Raw genomic sequence first — 17,981 nt, forward strand, 5'->3', positions numbered from 1 at the left:
TCGGCATGGCAGCTACCACCCACACAGTGACCAACCAGGCTCCGCCCCTGGTCGGGTACGACGTCTTCAGCGCCGACCAGGCCCTCACGGAGGGCGTGGAACGGCATGTCGCGCCCGAATTCCTCGACGAGGCCCGGGAGGAGCTCGAGACGCTCGGCAGCACCGCAGGCTCCGCACAGGCCCAGGAGTGGGGTGTGCAGGCCAATGAGAATCCACCGAAACTGCGCACCCACGACCGGTACGGGAACCGGATCGACGAGGTCGACTTCCATCCCGCCTGGCACCGGCTCCTCGGCAAGGCCGTGTCGGCCGGGCTGACCAACGCCTGGGGCAGGCCGGCCGGGCATGTACGGCGTGCGGCCGGGTTCCTGGTGTGGACGCAGGCGGAGGCCGGGCACGGCTGTCCGGTGTCGATGACGCATGCGACGGTGCCCGCGCTGCGTACGGACCCGGCGCTGGCCGCGGAGTGGGAGCCGCGGCTGACCTCGCAGGTGTACGAGGAGGGGCTGCGGCCCGCCTCACTGAAGGCCGGGGCCCTGTTCGGCATGGGAATGACCGAGAAGCAGGGTGGCAGCGACGTCAGGGCGAACACGACGAGGGCCGAGCCGCTGGCCGGTGACGGGGAGTATCTGCTCACCGGTCACAAGTGGTTCTGTTCCGCTCCTATGTGTGACGGTTTTCTGGTACTCGCCCAGGCGGCAGGGGGTTTGACCTGCTTCCTGGTGCCCCGGGTGCTGGACGACGGGACCCGCAATGTGTTCCGGATCCAGCGTCTCAAGGACAAGCTGGGCAATAAGTCCAATGCGTCGAGCGAGGTCGAGTTCGACGGGACATGGGCGCGCCGGGTCGGCGACGAGGGACGCGGGGTGCGCACCATCATCGAGATGGTGGCGGCCACCCGGCTCGACTGTGTCATCGGGTCGGCCGCGCTGATGCGGCAGTCGGTGGCACAGGCGATCCACCACTCCGCGTACCGCAGCGCGTTCGGCGGGCTGCTCATCGACAAGCCGCTGATGCGCAACGTACTGGCGGATCTGGCGCTGGAGTCGGAGGCCGCGACGACACTGGCGCTGCGGCTCGCCGCCGCGTACGACGCCGATACGGACGAGGAGCGGGCCTTCCTGCGGCTCGCGGTGCCCGCCGCCAAGTACTGGGTGACCAAGCGCTGTACGCCGACCGTGGCCGAGGCGCTCGAGTGTCTCGGCGGCAACGGCTACGTAGAGGAGTCGGGACTGCCGCGGCTGCTGCGCGAGTCGCCGCTCAACTCGATCTGGGAGGGCTCGGGCAACGTGCAGGCGCTCGATGCCCTGCGGGCGCTGCAGCGTGAGCCGCAGTCGCTGAACGCCTTCCTGCAGGAGGTCGGCAAGGCGCGCGGCGCCGATCACCGGCTGGACGGGGCGATCAAGGACCTGCTGACCGAACTGGCCGATCTGAACGGGATCGAGGCGCGGGCGCGTCGGCTGGTGGAGCGGATGGCGCTGGTGCTGCAGGGATCGCTGCTGGTGCGGTGGGCACCGCCGGAGGTGGCGGACGCGTTCTGCGCTTCACGGCTCGGCGGGGACTGGGGCACGGCCTTCGGCACGCTGCCGCACACGCTCGATCTGGCGTCGGTCGTCGAGCGGGCGCGAGCCGTGGTCTGAGGCCCGCGCCGCCGACGGCTGTCGGGGTGGTGCTGCGCCGACACGGCACCACCCCGCCCGCTGTCATGCGCCCTGCAGTGCAGGGCAGTGCGGTGCATGACGACCGGCGAACCGGTGTTCCACCACCCTGATATATGTGCACGCCTGTACGCGAGAGTTGCAAGGGGTTGCAGTCTTGTGGCCCAAATCGCCACGCATTGCCACGGGAAGGGGCACGATTGAGCCAGCCCCCCGCATCCGAACGCCGGCGCCGCCCAGGAGGACCCCGGTGCAGAGCACATCACTCGACCTGGCCAGGCTCGCCGCCATGGACACCGCGGAGGCCGCCAGGTTACTGAAGGGCGTGCGGGACGCCACGCTCAACGGCCGGCGCTCGCAGGTCGGCCCACGGGCGGACATCAACGAGTCGTGGCAGCGGATGCTGCGCGGCGGTATGGATCCCGACCGGGACCACAGGGCCGGGCTGCTGCCGCCGGAGGAGATAGAACGCCGTCGGCTCGCCTCGCCGCTTCGCGAGGTGCTGCCGGTGCTGCGGGACAGCCTGGTGTCGATCGCCGAGGCGGCCCAGCACATCATGGTCGTCGCGGACACCGAGGGACGGATGCTCTGGCGCGAGGGCAAGGCGACCGTGCTGCGCAAGGGCGACTCGCACGGCTTCGTTCTGGGCGCCGACTGGAGCGAGGGGCTCGTCGGTACGAACGGTATCGGCACTCCGCTGATCTCCCGGCGGCCGGTCCAGGTGCACTCCGCCGAGCACTTCGTCTCCACCCACCACACCTGGACCTGCGCGGGCGCACCGGTCACCGATCCGCGCGACGGCAAGCTGATCGGCGTCGTCGACATCAGCGGACCCCTGTCCACCATGCATCCGGCGACGCTCTCCCTGGTCACCTCGGTCGCCCGGCTCGCCGAGGCCGAACTGCGCAACCGGCACTTCGCGGCGCTGGACCGGCTGCGCAGCGTGGCGTCGCCGCTGCTGGCCCGGCTGACCGGCCGGGCGCTGGCCGTGGACGTCAACGGCTGGCCGGCCGCGGTCACCGGCATGCCGCCCACCGGTCGGCTTTCGCTGCCGAAGTCCGTCGGCGGCGGTCGGCTCTGGCTGCCCTCGCTCGGCATGTGCACGGTCGAGCCGCTGCCCGGCGGCTGGCTGATACGGGTCGACGAGAGGAGCTCCGCGGCGCCGCCGGGCCGGGTGGTGCTGGATCTGAGCAGGCCACGGCAGCCTTCGGTCACCGTCGCGGGGGCCGTCGGCAGCTGGGCGCAGGAGCTCAGCCCACGCCATGCCGAGCTGCTGTACATGCTGGCGCTGCACCGGGACGGGCGGACCGCGGCGCAGTTGGCGCAGGCGCTCTTCGAGGACCCGACGCGCACGGTGACGGTGCGGGCCGAGATGTCGCGGCTGCGGCGGCATCTGGCGCAGGTGCTGGCGCACCGCCCGTACCGCTTCGTCGACGAGGTCGAGGTGGAGCTGGTCCAGCCGGACGATCCGGCCGATCTGCTGCCGCAGTCGACGGCCCCGGCGGTGGTGAGCGCGCGCCGACCGCCGGACTGACCAAGCGGCTGTGAGCGGAAGGCGGACAGCTCGGCGCGGCTGCGGGCGGCTCCGGGTCGCTCGGCGAGGCTGCGGGCGGCTCCGGGTCGCTCGGCGAGGCTGCGGGCGACTCAGAGAGGACTCGGCTTTGGCCGGATCAGGACATCGTGGTTCCCTGGCGCTCATGAGCATCACTGTGACCACCTGGTCCCTGGAGCAGACCTCGCCGGCAGATCTGCGGCCGGCCGCCGCGCCCGAAGGGGATCTGCGGATCGTACGGGCCGAGGTGCCTTCGCCCGAGTTCAGCCGCTTTCTGTATACGGCCGTCGGCGGTGACATCCGCTGGACGGACCGGCTGGGCATGACGTACGCGCAGTGGGAGGAGATGCTCGCCAGGCCGGGCACCGAGACCTGGGTGGCGTACGAGAAGGGGACGCCGGCCGGCTATGTGGAGCTGGAGGCGCAGGGCGAGGGCTCGGTCGAGCTCGTCTACTTCGGGCTGATCCCGGCGTTCCGGGGCCGGCGGATCGGCGGCCATCTCCTCTCCTACGGTGTCGCGAGGGCCTGGGACCTGGCGGAGCGGTGGCCAGGGCTGACGCCGACAAAGCGGGTCTGGCTGCACACCTGCTCCAAGGACGGCCCGCATGCCATGGACAACTATCTGCGGCGCGGCTTCACTCTCTTCGACACCAGGACGGAGGAAGAGCCCGAGGTGACCGCGCCCGGCCCCTGGCCAGGTGCCCACGCTTGAGTGACCGGCAACACACTGTCTCGCGATGCGGGACAGTGTTGTCCACATTTTGGACGACGGTGGACTGCCGTCGGATCGCCGTGACACGCTTCCGTCATGTCTCGAGCTGGAATTGCCTTGGTGAGTCGGCGGCACGTCGACCTCGGCCGCATGTCCAGCGCCATCTGTCCGGTCTGCTGAAAGACCAGCACAGCCGAGCATTCCCCACTCTCTGTTCCCCTCCTGCGCATTGTCGCGCCCTCGCGCGAGTGTGCAGCTCAGAGCCGCCCTCCTGCAGTCTCGAAGGACGTATTCGCCATGGCCGCCTCCCCTGAAAAGCCCGCCCCCGCCGCGCCCCGCCGCAAGGCCGGACGTCACCGCGGCGAGGGTCAGTGGGCTGTTGGCCATATGACGCCGCTCAACGCCAATGAGCAGACGAAGAAGGACGACGACGGTCTCAATGTGCGGACACGCATTGAGACGATCTATGCCCACCGCGGCTTCGACTCGATCGACGGGGCCGACCTCCGTGGGCGTATGCGCTGGTGGGGGCTGTACACCCAGCGCAAGCCCGGCATCGACGGCGGCAAGACCGCGATCCTCGAGCCGGAGGAGCTGGACGACAAGTACTTCATGCTGCGCGTCCGTATCGACGGCGGCCGGCTGACCACCGAGCAGTTGCGGGTCATCGGCGAGATCTCGCAGGAGTTCGCGCGCGGCACCGCCGACATCACCGACCGGCAGAACGTGCAGTACCACTGGATCCGGATCGAGGACGTCCCGGAGATCTGGAATCGGCTGGAGGCCGTGGGACTGTCCACGACCGAGGCCTGCGGTGACACGCCCCGCACGATCCTCGGCTCGCCCGTGGCGGGCGTCGCCGAGAACGAGATCATCGACGGCTCCTCCGCCATCGACGAGATCCACCGCCGCTTCATCGGCAACCCCGCCTACTCGAACCTGCCGCGCAAGTTCAAGACGGCCATCTCCGGATCCCCGCAGCTCGATGTCGCGCACGAGATCAACGACATCGCCTTCGTGGGCGTCAACCACCCCGAGCACGGTCCCGGTTTCGACCTCTGGGTCGGCGGCGGGCTCTCCACCAACCCCAAGCTCGGAGTCCGCCTCGGCGCCTGGGTCCCGCTGGACGAGGTGCCGGACGTGTACGGCGGCGTCATCAGCATCTTCCGTGACTACGGCTACCGCCGGCTGCGCACTCGCGCCCGTCTGAAGTTCCTGGTCGCCGACTGGGGCCCGGAGAAATTCCGCCAGGTCCTGGAGGACGAGTACCTCAAGTACCAGCTTGTCGACGGTCCCGCGCCCGAGGAGCCGGCCGAGACGTGGCGTGACCACCTCGGCGTGTACCGGCAGAAGGACGGCCGCTTCTACGTCGGCTTCGCTCCGCGCGTGGGACGTGTCGACGGAGCGACCCTGACGAAGATCGCCGAGCTTGCCGAAGCGCACGGCTCGGGACGGCTGCGTACCACCACCGAGCAGAAGATGATCGTGCTCGATGTGGCCGAGGACCAGGTCGAGTCGCTCGTCTCCGGTCTCGAGGCGCTGGACCTGCGGGTCAACGCCTCCCCGTTCCGCCGGGGCACGATGGCCTGCACCGGTATCGAGTTCTGCAAGCTGGCGATCGTCGAGACCAAGGCGCGCGGCGCCTCGCTGATCGACGAACTCGAGCGCCGCATCCCCGAGTTCGACCACCCGATCACCATCAACCTCAACGGCTGCCCCAACGCCTGCGCCCGTATCCAGGTCGCCGACATCGGTCTCAAGGGCCAGCTGATGCTGGACAAGGACGGCAACCAGGTCGAGGGCTTCCAGGTGCACCTGGGCGGCGCGCTGGGCCTCGAGGCGGGCTTCGGCCGCAAGGTCCGCGGTCTGAAGGTCACGTCGGCCGAGCTGCCGGACTACGTCGAACGCGTCCTCAAGCGCTTCCAGGCGGAGCGCGAGGACGGCGAGCGCTTCGCGACCTGGGCCGCGCGTGCGTCCGAGGAGGCCCTGTCATGAGTGAGCGTGCCGCGCCCTTCTACTGCCCGTACTGCGGTGACGAGGACCTGCGTCCGAACGAGCAGGGCCACGGCGCCTGGGAATGCGCAGCCTGCAATCGAGCCTTCCAGTTGAAGTTCCTCGGGCTGCTGTCCCGTGGACTTCAGCGCAACGACGGTGGAGGGAACGAGATATGACGGTGATTCAGACCAAGGACGAGCTCAAGTCGCTCGCCGAGCAGGCCGGGCGGGACCTGGAAGAGGCCTCGCCCCTGGACATCCTGAAGTGGGCGGCCGACACCTTCGGGCCGCGCTTCTGCGTCACCTCCTCGATGGAGGACGCGGTGGTGGCCCATCTCGCCTCCCGTGCCTTTCCGGGCGTCGACGTCGTCTTCCTCGACACCGGCTACCACTTCCCCGAGACCATCGGCACGCGTGACGCGGTCGAGGCCGTGATGGACGTCAACGTCATCACGCTCACGCCGCGTCAGTCGGTCGCCGAGCAGGACGCGGAGTACGGCCCGAAGCTGCACGACCGCGACCCCGACCTGTGCTGCGCGCTGCGCAAGGTCAAGCCCCTCGAAGAGGGACTGACCGCGTACGACGCCTGGGCGACGGGTCTGCGCCGCGACGAGTCCCCGACCCGGGCGAACACCCCGGTCGTCGGCTGGGACGAGAAGCGGCAGAAGGTCAAGATCTCGCCGATCGCCCGCTGGACGCAGGACGACGTGGACACGTACGTCGCCGAGCACGGTGTCCTCACCAACCCGCTGCTGATGGACGGTTACGCCTCCGTGGGCTGCGCGCCCTGCACCCGCCGGGTGCTGGAGGGCGAGGACGCGAGGGCCGGGCGCTGGGCCGGGCGTGGCAAGACCGAATGCGGGCTGCACGGATGACGATTCTGGGAGACAAGAACGTGACTGGGGCCACCATCTGGCTCACCGGGCTGCCGAGCGCCGGCAAAACCACCATCGCCTACGAGCTGGCCGGGCGGCTGCGCGCCGAGGGCCACCGGACCGAGGTGCTCGACGGCGACGAGATCCGGGAGTTCCTCTCCGCCGGCCTCGGCTTCAGCCGCGAGGACCGCCACACCAACGTCCAGCGGATCGGCTTCGTCGCCGAACTGCTCGCGTCCAACGGCATCAAGGCGCTCGTGCCGGTGATCGCCCCGTACGAGGACAGCCGCGAGGCCGTCCGCAAGCGCCACTCCACCGAGGGCACGCCGTACGTCGAGGTGCATGTCGCCACTCCCGTGGAGGTCTGCTCCGTACGCGATGTGAAGGGTCTCTACGCCAAGCAGGCCGCCGGTGAGATCAGCGGCCTGACCGGTGTCGACGACCCGTACGAGGAGCCGCAGAACCCGGATCTGCGGATCGAGTCGCACCAGCAGACCGTGCAGGAGTCCGCAGCGGCGCTTCACGCGCTGCTCACCGAGAGGGGTCTGGCATGACGACGGCCGCCACTGTTCACGAAGGCACCGACAGCCCGTACGCCCTGTCGCATCTGGACGCCCTGGAGTCCGAGGCGGTGCACATCTTCCGCGAGGTGGCGGGCGAGTTCGAGCGACCGGTGATCCTCTTCTCCGGCGGCAAGGACTCGATCGTCATGCTGCATCTGGCGCTCAAGGCGTTCGCGCCGGCGCCGGTGCCGTTCACCCTGCTGCACGTGGACACCGGGCACAACTTCCCCGAGGTTCTCGAGTACCGCGACCGCACTGTCGCCCAGCACGGGCTGCGGCTGCATGTCGCCTCCGTACAGGAGTACATCGACGCCGGGAAGCTGCGCGAGCGCCCCGACGGCACCCGTAACCCGCTGCAGACCGTCCCGCTGACCGAGGCCATCCAGCATCACCGCTTCGACGCGGTGTTCGGCGGCGGCCGCCGGGACGAGGAGAAGGCGCGCGCGAAGGAGCGGGTGTTCTCGCTGCGCGACGAGTTCTCGCAGTGGGACCCGCGCCGGCAGCGGCCCGAGCTGTGGCAGCTCTACAACGGCCGCCACGCGCCGGGCGAGCATGTCCGGGTGTTCCCGCTCTCCAACTGGACCGAGCTGGACGTCTGGCAGTACATCGAGCGCGAGAAGATCGAGCTGCCCGAGATCTACTTCGCGCACGAGCGCGAGGTCTTCAAGCGCTCCGGCATGTGGCTGACCGCCGGTGAGTGGGGCGGCCCCAAGGAGAGCGAGAGCGTCGAGACGCGTCTCGTCCGCTACCGAACCGTCGGCGACATGTCCTGCACCGGTGCCGTCGACTCCGAGGCCACCACGCTGGACGCCGTGATCACCGAGATCGCCGCATCCCGGCTGACCGAGCGGGGCGCGACCCGCGCCGACGACAAGATGTCCGAGGCCGCGATGGAAGACCGCAAGCGCGAGGGGTACTTCTAACCATGACCACCACGACCGGGCAACTCTCCGGGATCTCAGCCACCACCCTGCTGCGCTTCGCCACCGCCGGGTCCGTCGACGACGGCAAGTCGACCCTGGTGGGGCGGCTGCTGCACGACTCCAAGTCGGTTCTCACCGACCAGCTGGAGGCCGTCGAACACGCCTCGCGCTCGCGCGGTCAGGAGACGCCCGACCTGGCGCTGCTCACCGACGGTCTGCGGGCCGAGCGGGAGCAGGGCATCACCATCGATGTCGCGTACCGCTACTTCGCCACCCCGCGCAGGCGGTTCATCCTCGCCGACACCCCCGGGCATGTGCAGTACACCCGGAACATGGTCACCGGCGCGTCCACCGCCGAGCTCGCGGTCGTGCTGGTCGACGCGCGCAACGGCGTCGTCGAGCAGACCCGCCGCCATGCCGCGGTCGCAGCCCTGCTGCGCGTCCCGCATGTCGTCCTTGCCGTGAACAAGATGGATCTCGTCGACTACGCCGAGCCCGTCTTCGCTGCGATCGCCGAGGAGTTCACCTCCTACGCGGCGTCGCTCGGCGTTCCGGAGATCACCGCGATCCCGATCTCCGCGCTCGCCGGCGACAATGTGGTGGAGCCCAGCGCCAACATGGACTGGTACGGCGGTCCGACCGTCCTGGAGCACCTGGAGACGGTCCCGGTCAGCCACGATCTGACCGGCTGCCACGCGCGGCTGCCGGTGCAGTACGTGATCCGTCCGCAGACCGCCGAACACCCCGACTACCGGGGCTACGCGGGCCAGATCGCCGCCGGCACCTTCCGGGTCGGCGAGCAGGTGACCGTTCTGCCGGCGGGCCGCACCTCGAAGATCGCCGGGATCGATCTGCTCGGCGAATCGGTGGACATCGCCTGGACCCCGCAGTCCATCACGCTTCTCCTCGAGGACGACATCGACATCTCGCGCGGCGATCTGATCGTGCCGAGCGGCGACGCGCCCGCGACCACGCAGGACATCGAGGCGACGGTCTGCCATGTCGCGGACCAGCCGCTCACCGTCGGCCAGCGGGTGCTGCTCAAGCACACCACCCGCACGGTCAAGGCGATCGTCAAGGAGATCCCCTCGCGGCTGACCCTCGACGACCTCTCGCAGCACCCGAACCCCGGTCAGCTGGTCGCCAATGACATCGGCCAGGTCAAGGTCCGTACCGCCGAGCCGCTCGCGCTCGACTCGTACGCGGACTCCCGCCGCACCGGGTCGTTCCTGCTGATCGACCCCGCGGACGGCACCACGCTGGCGGCCGGCATGGCGGGCGACTCCTTCGCCACCAGCGCCGAGGTCGTGCACGAGGCCGACGACGAGGGGTGGGACTTCTGATGACCACCGACTTCTACGCGACGTTCGCGAAGGAGGGCGGCCGCGTCGGCAGCGGCAACCTCGGCGCGGGAACGGGCGGGGTGGCGCGATGTGCGCGATGACGTACGCGCACTGCCTGCGCGCCCGCACCCCCCGCACCCTGCAGCGACGAAGACCGCCGACACCCCGGCCACGTCCGACGTGACGTAAGAACCGGGCCTCCGAGAGGAAACCCTCCCGTGCCTGCCACCCGTATCACCCTGCGCCGCAGCCTCGCCGCTGCCGCCGCACTTCCGCTGCTCGCCGTGGCGCTCACCGCCTGCGGCTACGGCTCGGACGCCAAGAAGGACGACAAGGTCGCTCCCGCCGCCAAGGGCGAGAAAGTCGGCGGCCTGGACACCGTGAAGGTCGGATACTTCCCGAACCTCACGCACGCCACCGCCCTGGTCGGCGACCAGGAAGGCATCATCCAGAAGGAGCTGGGCGGCACCAAGCTGTCCGCCTCGACCTTCAACGCCGGCCCCTCCGAGATCGAGGCGCTGAACGCGGGCTCCATCGACATCGGCTTCATCGGCCCCTCGCCGTCCATCAACGGCTATGTCAAGTCGAAGGGCCAGAGCCTGCGGATCGTCGGCGGTGCCGCGTCCGGCGGTGTGAAGCTCGTCGTCAACCCCAAGAAGATCAAGTCCCTGGACGACATCAAGGGCAAGAAGATCGCCACGCCGCAGCTCGGCAACACCCAGGACGTGGCGTTCCTCAACTGGATCTCCGAGAAGGGCTGGAAGGTCGACGCCCAGAGCGGCAAGGGCGACGTCTCCGTCGTCCGTACGGAGAACAAGGTCACCCCGGACGCCTACAAGTCCGGTGCCATCGACGGCGCGTGGGTGCCGGAGCCGACCGCGTCCAAGCTGGTCAGCGAGGGCGGGAAGGTGCTGCTCGACGAGTCGACGCTGTGGCCCGACAAGAAGTTCGTGATCACGAACATCATCGTGTCGCAGAAGTTCCTCAAGGAGCACCCGGACGTCGTCGAGGCGGTGCTGCGCGGCTCGGTGAAGACCAACGCGTGGATCAACGCCAACCCGGACAAGGCGAAGGCGTCCGCGAACGCCAAGCTCAAGGAGCTCAGCGGCAAGGCTCTGCCGCCCGAGGTCATCGACCCGGCGTGGAAGTCCATCCAGTTCACGGACGATCCGCTGGCCGCGACGCTGCAGACGGAGGCCGAGCACGCGGTCAAGGCCGGTCTGCTGAAGCAGCCCGACCTCGCCGGGATCTACGACCTGAAGCCGCTGAACAAGGTCCTCAAGGCCGCGGGCAAGCCCGAGGTCGCCGACGCCTCGCTCGGCGTCAAGTAACCCTCGCTCCCCGTTCACTCCCAGGAGGTGACGACCATGGCCCAGACCCTCACCAAGGACAAGGCCCAGGCCGAGGACCGTGCGACGGGCCTGCCCGCCGCCCGTCTCGAGCATGTCTCGAAGTCCTTCGCCGGACCTTCCGGGCAGCAGCTCGTGCTGGACGACATCAGTCTCGATGTCGCTCCAGGTGAGTTCGTCACCCTCCTGGGAGCCTCCGGGTGCGGAAAGTCGACGCTGCTCAATCTGGTGGCGGGGCTCGACCGTCCGACCGCGGGGTCCATCGAGACCCCCGGCGGGCGGCCCGCCCTGATGTTCCAGGAGCATGCGCTGTTCCCGTGGCTGACCGCGGGCAAGAACATCGAACTGGCGCTGCGGCTGCGCGGCGTGCCCAAGGGTGAGCGGCGCATCGAGGCGGAGCGGCTGCTTGAGCTCGTACGCCTCCAGGGTTCGTACGACAAGCGGGTGCACGAGCTGTCGGGTGGTATGCGGCAGCGCGTCGCGATGGCGCGGGCGCTGGCGCAGGACAGCCAGCTGCTGCTGATGGACGAGCCGTTCGCGGCGCTGGATGCCATCACACGGGACGTGCTGCACAACGAGCTGACCCGGATCTGGCGCGAGACGAACGTCTCGGTTCTCTTTGTCACGCACAACGTCCGTGAGGCGGTGCGGCTGGCGGAGCGGGTGGTGCTGCTGTCATCGCGTCCGGGCCGGATCGCCCGGGAGTGGACGGTCGACATCGAGCAGCCGCGCCGTATCGAGGATGCCGCCGTGGCGGAGCTGTCCGTCGAGATCACCGAAGAACTGCGTGGGGAGATCCGCCGACATGGCCAGCACTGACACCACCCCGAAGGTGGCGAAGGCCGACGATCTCGCCGGTCTGGAAGCCGGCCTCGACGCACTCGACGCGGTGCAGGTCAACCGCACGCCCGTACGCGAGGTGCTGCTGAAGAAGGTCCTGCCGCCGCTGATCGCCGTCGCGCTGGTGATCGTGGTGTGGCAGGTGCTGGTCTGGGCGAAGGTCACCGAGGAGTACAAGCTGCCGGCGCCGTCCGCGGTGTGGGACAGCGTGTCCCAGATGTGGCTGGAGGGCACACTGCTCGAGGTCGTGTGGACCAGCGTCTCGCGCGGTCTGCTGGGCTTCCTGATGGCACTCGCCATCGGTACGCCGCTGGGGCTGCTGGTCGCCCGGGTGAAGTTCGTACGGGCGGCGATCGGTCCGATCCTGTCCGGGCTGCAGTCGCTCCCGTCGGTCGCCTGGGTGCCGCCGGCCGTCATCTGGCTCGGCCTCGAACCGTCGATGATGTACGCGGTGATCCTGCTGGGCGCCGTGCCGTCCATCGCCAACGGACTGGTGTCCGGTGTCGACCAGGTGCCGCCGCTGTTCCTGCGGGCCGGGCGCACGCTCGGCGCGACCGGGCTGCGCGGAACGTGGCACATAGTGCTGCCGGCCGCGCTGCCCGGCTATGTGGCGGGGCTCAAGCAGGGCTGGGCGTTCTCCTGGCGTTCGCTGATGGCCGCGGAGATCATCGCCTCCTCACCCGAACTGGGCCTGGGTCTGGGTCAGTTGCTCGAGAACGGCCGCAACAACGCCGACATGCCCGGAGTCTTCCTCGCCATCATTCTGATCCTGATCGTCGGTATCGCGATCGACCTGCTGATCTTCAGTCCGCTGGAGCGGTGGGTGCTGCGCAGCCGCGGTCTCCTTGTGAAGAACTGAGCTCCGTCATGCACCGTCCTGTCCTCCTCGTCATCGCCCACGGCAGCCGCGACCCGCGGCACGCGGCGACCGTGCACGCCCTGGTGGAGCGTGCCCGTTCGCTGCGGCCGGGGCTGCGCGTGGAGACGGGCTTCCTCGACTTCAACGCCCCAACCGTCCCCAGGGTGCTGGAGCGGCTGGCGGCCGAGGGCGTCGAGGATGTGGTCGCGCTCCCGCTGCTGCTGACGCGCGCCTTCCACGCGAAGGCCGACATCCCCGCCGTACTGCACCAGGCTTCGGCGCGGCTGCCGCGCCTGCGGATCCGTCAGGCCGACGTCCTCGGCCCGTCCCCGCTGCTCCTCTGCGCCCTGGAGCGGCGGCTGTACGAGGCCGGGCTCGACCCGTCCCAGAAGCGCTCGACGGGGCTGGTTCTGGCCTCGGCGGGCTCCACAGACCCGGAGGCGATCGCAGTGATCGCTGAAATCGCGCGGGAGCTGCGGCACACCGGTTGGTGCGCCGTGCGGCCTGCGTTCGCCTCCGCATCTCTGCCGCGCACCGAGGACGCGGTGCGCGAGCTCCGGGCCGAGGGCGTACGGCAGGTGGCGGTGGCTCCGTATGTCATCGCTCCGGGCTTTCTCCCGGACCGCATCGCCCGCGGGGCCGAGGACGCGGACGTGATCGCCGATGTCCTGGGCGCAGCGCCGGAGCTTGCGCGGCTGCTGCTCCGGCGCTACGACGCGGTGCGGGTCGACCGGCCGCTGGCGGTCACCGCGTGAACGTGGCCGCGCTGTCGCCGACCGCCGGACGGGCCGGCCGTCAAGCCCACCGCGGGTCGCGGCCGCTGTCGGCCAGCGCCCGCTCGAAGGCCGGGGCCTCGTCCGGCTGCGGTACGGGGTCGGCGAAGCCGTCGTACTGGCGGTAGACCTCGGCGTGCTCGTCGACGACGGTCAGGATCAGCGCCGCGGCCGCCTCCGAGATCCGGTGGTCCTGCCCGGTCGCGCGGGCCAGGTCCCAGCCGTGGACGGCCAGTTCCTTGGTGATCAGCGAGGCGATCTCGGGCGCGGGCATCGCGGCGAAACCGAGGTCCACCTCGCCCTCCCAGACGGCCGGATCCGACCAGGCGGCAATGGCGCGGTCCAGCTGAGCCGCGTACTGCTCCGCCCAGTCGGCCTCGGTGGTGAAGTCGCGGCCGGTGAGCTCCTCGGGCAGCTGCTTGCGCAGGGCACGGTGCTCGAGGCCGTGCGAGGAGTAGAGGACGAGATGGTTGACGAGTCCGCGGACGTCCCACTCCTTGCAGGGCGTCGGTGCGGACAGCTGGTCGGCGCTGACGCCGCGGGCGATACGGGCGGCTTCGGTGGCGCACTCGGTCAGGTACGGGTACACGGTCTCCTTGTCCATGCACGGCACACTATTTTCGGTCGCGGGGCCGGGTCTTGAACAAACGCGACGCCGCCGGACAGGCCCGCGCGGCCCTGGCTCAGTCGAAGGCGAGGCTGCCGGTGCGGGTGCGCTTGAGCTCGAAGAAGTCCGGGAAAGCCGGCGATGACACGGAAGCTGTCGAAGAGCCGGGCCGCCTCTTCGCCGCGCGGGATCGAGTTGAGGACCGGGCCGAACCAGACCGTGCCGTCGACATGGATGGTGGGCGTGCCGACATACGCGTCGGACGCCGGGGCCTTGCCCGCCTCATGGCTGTGGCGTACCGCTTCGTCGTGCGCCGGGTCGTGCGCGGCCTTCGCGAGGGACTCCGACAGTCCCAGCTCGGCGAGGGCCTCGGCGATGACCTCGTCGAAGTCCTTGTTGCCCTGCTCATGGATACGGGTGCCGAAGGCGGTGTAGAGATCGCGCAGGATCCCGTCGCCGTGCTGCTCGACCGCGGCGACCGCCACCCGTACCGGGCCGATCGACTTGTCGACCAACTCGCGGTACCAATCGGGGAGTTCATTGCCGGTGTTGTGCAGATAAAGGCTCATCGGCCGGAAGCGCAGCTCGATGTCGCGCTTCCGCTCGACCTCCAGGATCCAGCGGGAGGTGATCCAGGCGAAGGGGCAGGCGGGGTCGAACCAGAAGTCGACCGCGGTCTTGTTTCCCGCAGTGTTCACAGCCCTCAGACTAGGCCCGGAGTGGCCCCAGGAACTGGGCCATTCACAGCGTGAATTACTGGGCCACTTCGGCGTCGACAAGTCCGGTCAGCTCGGCGAGGGACATCGATCCGGCAGCCCTGCCTTCGCGGGCGAAGCCGTTGGCGACGCGCTGCAGGACGTCGTTCACCGGCGTGGGTACGCCGTGGATACGGCCGACCAGGGCGATCTCGCCGTTGAGGTAGTCGGCCTCGATCGTGCCCGTACCGCGGTTGAGGCTCTGCCAGGACGAGCCGCCGCCGCGCTTGGACCCGTCCAGCGGGTCGAAGCGGATCTTGTCGCTCCTGAACTCCTTCTGCTCCGCATCGCTCACCACCTCGATACCCGCGGCGGCGAGCACCGCGCGGGCTTCCGCCGTCGCACGCCTGGCGAGCCGGACACCGTCCTCGTCGGCGATCACTCCGGTGGTGGCCTCGACGGCGTTGGCGACATTGTTGGTCAGCTTCGCGTACTTCCAGCGCATGACATCGGGGACGACCGGTGCGAGCAGTCCGGACTTCTCCAGGTCGGCGGAGATACGCAGCGCGGTCTCGTCCGTTCCGGACGGATAGCGGCCCAGGTGCAGGATGCCGGTCAGCGGAGCACAGAGGGCCGAGACCGAACCCGGCTCGATGTAGCTGGCGGGAAGGTAGACACACATGCCGTACACACGGCGGAAGCGGCGCAGGGCGAGGCGCTCGCTCTCCACGCCGTTCTGTGCGCAGACCAGCGGCAGCAGTTCGCCCGCGGTACCGCCGCCGTCGACGGGCTGCGCGGCCCAGTCCTCCAGCGCGACCGTGCTGTCCTGCGTCTTCACGGAGAGGAACAGGACGTCGTCCGGGCGCAGTTCGAGCGCGCCGGGCCGGTCCACGACGGGCAGTCGGTGCGTACTGGTCCCCTCTGCCGTGGTGAGTCGCAGTCCATTCGTCCGAAGCGCCTCGAAGTGCGCGCCGCGTGCGACGAGCACCACCTCGTGCCCCGCCCCGGCAAGCCGTCCGCCGATGGTGCCGCCGATCGCCCCTGCCCCGATGATGATGTAGCGCATACGTACGAGGTTCGCACATTTGGGTACGGTCCAGCCATGATCTTGGAGACTTTCCGGCTCGGCGGGGAGCGGACCGTACGCCGACTCGGCTACGGCACCGCACAGCTCGCCGGCCGGGGGTACTGGGGGCCGCGCGGTGAGCGCGCGGACGCCCTCACGGTGCTGCGGCGGGCGGTCGAGCGGGGCGTCACGCTCATCGACACCGCCGACAACTACGGCCCGCACCTTGCCGAGGAGCTGGTCGCCGAGGCGCTGCACCCGTATCCGGCCGACCTGGTCCTCGCGACGAAGGGCGGGGTGGTGCGTACGAGCGACAGTGCCTGGCATATCGCGGGACGGCCCGAGCAGTTGCGCGCAATGTGCGAGGCGAGTCTGCGCCGACTGCGTACGGAGACGATCGGTCTGTACCAGCTGCACCGACTGGACCCGGAGGTGCCGCTCGCCGAACAACTGGGCACGCTCGAGGAGTTGAGGGTCGAGGGCAAGATCCGGCACATCGGTCTGGACACGGTCACCGCCGGTCGGCTGACGGAAGCGCTGGCTCTCGCGCCGATCGCCTCGGTGCAGAACCGCTTCAATCTCATCGACCGGGAGTCGGAGGCGGTGCTCGAGGTGTGCGAGACGAACGGTCTCGCCTTCCTGCCGTGGTTCCCGCTCGCCAATGGAGCCCTGACCGGCGAGACCGCCGCCGCGCTGGACACGGTCGCCGCACGCCATGGCGCGAGCAGGGGCCAAATCGCCCTCGCCTGGCTGCTGCACCGCTCCCCGGTGCTGTGTCCGACACCGGGTACCGGATCGCTCGCGCATCTGGAGGAGAACCTGGACGCGGCCACGATCCGGCTCACGGAGGCGGATCTGACGGCCCTTCGGTGACCGGCTCTTCGGTGACCGGCCCTTCGGTGACCGGCGCTTCAGTGACCGACCCTCCGGTGACCTGCTCTTTCCTCACTGAGCCCGCGTGCCCTGGTGGAAGTAGAGCAGCCAGTTGCCATTGGTCAGCCGCCACAGCGAACTGCGGTGGGCACGGTGAGCACCCGATTCCGTTTCGAAGGTCAGATGTACCACGTCCGGCGCGAGCTGCACACCCTTCATCTCCGAGGTGGTGATGGGCCGCGGTGCGGGCACGTCCCGCGCCATGAGGGTGGCGAGGATCGACGCCCGGTCCCAGCGCCTGCCCGAGGTGCCGAACTCCAGGTACTCCGGGTGAAACAGATCGGCAAGCAGCTGGGGCGAGGAGCGCACCATCGGGTCGAGAAGACGGAATTCCGCCTCCATGGCTCCATGGACGGCCTCGGTGAGATCAGTCACGGGTCAGCTCCACCAGCTTGAGGACGGTGTTCCAGTTACGGCTGGTCGCGACGATGCCCTTGAACAGGCTCGGTCTCGCGAGCGCTTCGGCCAGCTTGGAGCGGCCGAGGCCGTTCGGGGCATACAGATACAGCACCCGGTCGCCGAGCCGGAACTCCTCCGGCAGATGGGCCGACACGTCGATCGGGGCCAGCCGCTCGGGGCCGACACGCTCCGAGAAGTAGGTGACGTGCAGTTGCCTGCCTTCGAGTGAGGCGGCGGGAAAGGGGCACGCGTCGGCGACCGCCTTCAGATACGTACCGCTGCGCACCAGGCAGTCGACGCCGAAGCCGAAGCGCTTCTCGATGGCCCGCTCCAGAGAGGCGCCGAGTGCCTTCTCGTCCTCCGAGTCGCTGGTGAAGGCGGCGTTGCCGCTCTGCAGATACGTGGCGACGTCGCCGTGACCCAGTTCCGCGAGCAGTTCACGGAGTTCCACCATGGGCACCTTCCTGTGCCCACCCACATTGATCCCGCGCAGCAGAGCCGCATACCTCTTGGTCATCGCCACACAATAAGGCGGCCGCCGCGCCCCGTGGGGGAGGGCACGGCGACCGCCGGTTCAGCGATGGAGTCCGTCGGCTACTCGACGACCTTCAGCAGCTTGTTGGGCGTGCCCGCGCTGGGGTTGGAGATCTTGTCGGGCGTGGCGCCGTCGGTGAGGGCCTTGGCGACCTGCTCCGGGGTGGCGTCCTTGTGACCGCCGAGGTAGACCGCCGCGGCGCCGACCACATGCGGGGTCGCCATCGAGGTGCCGGAGATGGTCTTCGTACCCTCGTCGCTGTCGTTCCACGACGAGGTGATGTCCGAGCCCGGGGCGTAGATGTC

General features: G+C 69.5%; 20 protein-coding genes and 1 pseudogene. 15 read left to right on the forward strand and 6 right to left on the reverse strand.

The window, feature by feature from the left end:
- Window positions 1-5: 5 nt before the first annotated feature.
- From AB0D12_RS05155 to AB0D12_RS05220, 14 genes are all read left to right on the forward strand, one after another.
- Window positions 6-1,640: an acyl-CoA dehydrogenase family protein gene (locus AB0D12_RS05155; protein WP_362677204.1), complete on the forward strand. Its 1,635-nt coding sequence runs from the start codon at window positions 6-8 to the stop codon at window positions 1,638-1,640.
- 268 nt (window positions 1,641-1,908) lie between these two features.
- Window positions 1,909-3,192: a GAF domain-containing protein gene (locus AB0D12_RS05160; protein ID WP_362677206.1), complete on the forward strand. Its 1,284-nt coding sequence runs from the start codon at window positions 1,909-1,911 to the stop codon at window positions 3,190-3,192.
- Window positions 3,193-3,355: 163 nt separating this feature from the next.
- Window positions 3,356-3,922 carry a GNAT family N-acetyltransferase gene (locus tag AB0D12_RS05165; RefSeq protein WP_362677208.1) on the forward strand — a complete coding sequence of 189 codons (567 nt, stop codon included), beginning with the start codon at window positions 3,356-3,358 and terminating at the stop codon, window positions 3,920-3,922.
- A gap of 96 nt (window positions 3,923-4,018) precedes the next feature.
- A complete protein-coding gene (locus AB0D12_RS05170; RefSeq protein WP_351448512.1) occupies window positions 4,019-4,102 on the forward strand; it encodes a putative leader peptide in 84 nt (27 codons plus the stop codon).
- A 117-nt stretch (window positions 4,103-4,219) separates the two neighbouring features.
- Complete coding sequence (locus tag AB0D12_RS05175) at window positions 4,220-5,917, forward strand: nitrite/sulfite reductase (RefSeq protein WP_362677210.1); 1,698 nt, start codon at window positions 4,220-4,222, stop codon at window positions 5,915-5,917.
- A complete protein-coding gene (locus tag AB0D12_RS05180) occupies window positions 5,914-6,093 on the forward strand; it encodes a hypothetical protein (protein ID WP_327326729.1) in 180 nt (59 codons plus the stop codon). Before AB0D12_RS05175 ends, AB0D12_RS05180 begins: the two co-directional genes overlap by 4 nt.
- Entirely contained in the window at window positions 6,090-6,791 is a 702-nt protein-coding gene (locus tag AB0D12_RS05185) for a phosphoadenylyl-sulfate reductase (protein ID WP_362677212.1), read from the forward strand. The genes AB0D12_RS05180 and AB0D12_RS05185 overlap by 4 nt, the downstream gene beginning before the upstream one ends.
- The gene (cysC, locus tag AB0D12_RS05190) at window positions 6,788-7,345 is read left to right on the forward strand and encodes an adenylyl-sulfate kinase (protein WP_362677214.1); all 558 of its coding nucleotides are present in this window, start codon (window positions 6,788-6,790) and stop codon (window positions 7,343-7,345) included. The genes AB0D12_RS05185 and cysC overlap by 4 nt, the downstream gene beginning before the upstream one ends.
- Window positions 7,342-8,277, forward strand: a complete 936-nt coding sequence (cysD, locus tag AB0D12_RS05195) for a sulfate adenylyltransferase subunit CysD (RefSeq protein ID WP_362677216.1) — start codon at window positions 7,342-7,344, stop codon at window positions 8,275-8,277. Before cysC ends, cysD begins: the two co-directional genes overlap by 4 nt.
- Window positions 8,278-8,279: 2 nt before the next feature.
- Window positions 8,280-9,620, forward strand: coding sequence for a GTP-binding protein (locus AB0D12_RS05200; protein WP_327326725.1), 1,341 nt, complete (start codon window positions 8,280-8,282; stop codon window positions 9,618-9,620).
- Between the two features lie 218 nt (window positions 9,621-9,838).
- Complete coding sequence (locus AB0D12_RS05205) at window positions 9,839-10,951, forward strand: aliphatic sulfonate ABC transporter substrate-binding protein (RefSeq protein ID WP_362677218.1); 1,113 nt, start codon at window positions 9,839-9,841, stop codon at window positions 10,949-10,951.
- Between the two features lie 36 nt (window positions 10,952-10,987).
- Window positions 10,988-11,788 carry an ABC transporter ATP-binding protein gene (locus AB0D12_RS05210; RefSeq protein ID WP_362677220.1) on the forward strand — a complete coding sequence of 267 codons (801 nt, stop codon included), beginning with the start codon at window positions 10,988-10,990 and terminating at the stop codon, window positions 11,786-11,788.
- On the forward strand, window positions 11,775-12,668 hold the full coding sequence (locus AB0D12_RS05215) for an ABC transporter permease (RefSeq protein WP_362677222.1): 894 nt from the start codon (window positions 11,775-11,777) through the stop codon (window positions 12,666-12,668). The genes AB0D12_RS05210 and AB0D12_RS05215 overlap by 14 nt, the downstream gene beginning before the upstream one ends.
- An 8-nt stretch (window positions 12,669-12,676) precedes the next feature.
- Window positions 12,677-13,423: a sirohydrochlorin chelatase gene (locus tag AB0D12_RS05220; protein WP_362677224.1), complete on the forward strand. Its 747-nt coding sequence runs from the start codon at window positions 12,677-12,679 to the stop codon at window positions 13,421-13,423.
- 40 nt (window positions 13,424-13,463) lie between these two features.
- On the opposite strand, the gene AB0D12_RS05225 is transcribed toward AB0D12_RS05220, so the two are convergent.
- The 3 genes and pseudogenes from AB0D12_RS05225 to AB0D12_RS05235 form a co-directional block, all read right to left on the reverse strand.
- Entirely contained in the window at window positions 13,464-14,045 is a 582-nt protein-coding gene (locus tag AB0D12_RS05225) for a TIGR03086 family metal-binding protein (protein WP_362677226.1), read from the reverse strand.
- 79 nt (window positions 14,046-14,124) lie between these two features.
- Window positions 14,125-14,755 (reverse strand): annotated as a pseudogene (locus tag AB0D12_RS05230) (DsbA family protein).
- A gap of 46 nt (window positions 14,756-14,801) precedes the next feature.
- On the reverse strand, window positions 14,802-15,809 hold the full coding sequence (locus tag AB0D12_RS05235) for a 2-dehydropantoate 2-reductase N-terminal domain-containing protein (protein ID WP_362677228.1): 1,008 nt from the start codon (window positions 15,807-15,809) through the stop codon (window positions 14,802-14,804).
- Window positions 15,810-15,845: 36 nt separating this feature from the next.
- On the opposite strand from AB0D12_RS05235, the gene AB0D12_RS05240 reads away from it, so the two are divergent.
- On the forward strand, window positions 15,846-16,682 hold the full coding sequence (locus AB0D12_RS05240; RefSeq protein ID WP_362677230.1) for an aldo/keto reductase: 837 nt from the start codon (window positions 15,846-15,848) through the stop codon (window positions 16,680-16,682).
- Window positions 16,683-16,754: 72 nt separating this feature from the next.
- Here the strand turns inward: AB0D12_RS05240 and AB0D12_RS05245 are convergent, their stop codons facing one another.
- From AB0D12_RS05245 to AB0D12_RS05255, 3 genes are all read right to left on the reverse strand, one after another.
- Window positions 16,755-17,117 (reverse strand): nuclear transport factor 2 family protein, encoded by a 363-nt coding sequence (locus tag AB0D12_RS05245; protein ID WP_362677232.1) that lies wholly within the window; start codon window positions 17,115-17,117, stop codon window positions 16,755-16,757.
- Window positions 17,110-17,658: a DUF1697 domain-containing protein gene (locus AB0D12_RS05250; RefSeq protein WP_362677234.1), complete on the reverse strand. Its 549-nt coding sequence runs from the start codon at window positions 17,656-17,658 to the stop codon at window positions 17,110-17,112. Before AB0D12_RS05250 ends, AB0D12_RS05245 begins: the two co-directional genes overlap by 8 nt.
- A gap of 77 nt (window positions 17,659-17,735) precedes the next feature.
- A partial coding sequence (locus AB0D12_RS05255) for a S8 family serine peptidase (RefSeq protein WP_362677236.1) occupies window positions 17,736-17,981 on the reverse strand: 246 nt, incomplete at its 5' end.

The organism is Streptomyces sp. NPDC048479, from assembly GCF_040651435.1.
Classification (GTDB): Bacteria; Actinomycetota; Actinomycetes; order Streptomycetales; family Streptomycetaceae; genus Streptomyces.

Bases quoted from the DNA above. Each gene is read 5' to 3' on its own strand.
- AB0D12_RS05165 (WP_362677208.1), top strand. From the start codon at position 3,356: ATGAGCATCACTGTGACCACCTGGTCCCTGGAGCAGACCTCGCCGGCA.
- AB0D12_RS05240 (WP_362677230.1), top strand. From the start codon at position 15,846: ATGATCTTGGAGACTTTCCGGCTCGGCGGGGAGCGGACCGTACGCCGA.
- AB0D12_RS05170 (WP_351448512.1), top strand. From the start codon at position 4,019: ATGTCTCGAGCTGGAATTGCCTTGGTGAGTCGGCGGCACGTCGACCTC.
- AB0D12_RS05215 (WP_362677222.1), top strand. From the start codon at position 11,775: ATGGCCAGCACTGACACCACCCCGAAGGTGGCGAAGGCCGACGATCTC.
- AB0D12_RS05155 (WP_362677204.1), top strand. From the start codon at position 6: ATGGCAGCTACCACCCACACAGTGACCAACCAGGCTCCGCCCCTGGTC.
- AB0D12_RS05225 (WP_362677226.1), bottom strand. From the start codon at position 14,045: ATGGACAAGGAGACCGTGTACCCGTACCTGACCGAGTGCGCCACCGAA.
- AB0D12_RS05235 (WP_362677228.1), bottom strand. From the start codon at position 15,809: ATGCGCTACATCATCATCGGGGCAGGGGCGATCGGCGGCACCATCGGC.
- AB0D12_RS05210 (WP_362677220.1), top strand. From the start codon at position 10,988: ATGGCCCAGACCCTCACCAAGGACAAGGCCCAGGCCGAGGACCGTGCG.
- AB0D12_RS05250 (WP_362677234.1), bottom strand. From the start codon at position 17,658: ATGACCAAGAGGTATGCGGCTCTGCTGCGCGGGATCAATGTGGGTGGG.
- AB0D12_RS05175 (WP_362677210.1), top strand. From the start codon at position 4,220: ATGGCCGCCTCCCCTGAAAAGCCCGCCCCCGCCGCGCCCCGCCGCAAG.
- AB0D12_RS05200 (WP_327326725.1), top strand. From the start codon at position 8,280: ATGACCACCACGACCGGGCAACTCTCCGGGATCTCAGCCACCACCCTG.
- AB0D12_RS05220 (WP_362677224.1), top strand. From the start codon at position 12,677: ATGCACCGTCCTGTCCTCCTCGTCATCGCCCACGGCAGCCGCGACCCG.
- cysD (WP_362677216.1), top strand. From the start codon at position 7,342: ATGACGACGGCCGCCACTGTTCACGAAGGCACCGACAGCCCGTACGCC.
- AB0D12_RS05180 (WP_327326729.1), top strand. From the start codon at position 5,914: ATGAGTGAGCGTGCCGCGCCCTTCTACTGCCCGTACTGCGGTGACGAG.
- cysC (WP_362677214.1), top strand. From the start codon at position 6,788: ATGACGATTCTGGGAGACAAGAACGTGACTGGGGCCACCATCTGGCTC.
- AB0D12_RS05185 (WP_362677212.1), top strand. From the start codon at position 6,090: ATGACGGTGATTCAGACCAAGGACGAGCTCAAGTCGCTCGCCGAGCAG.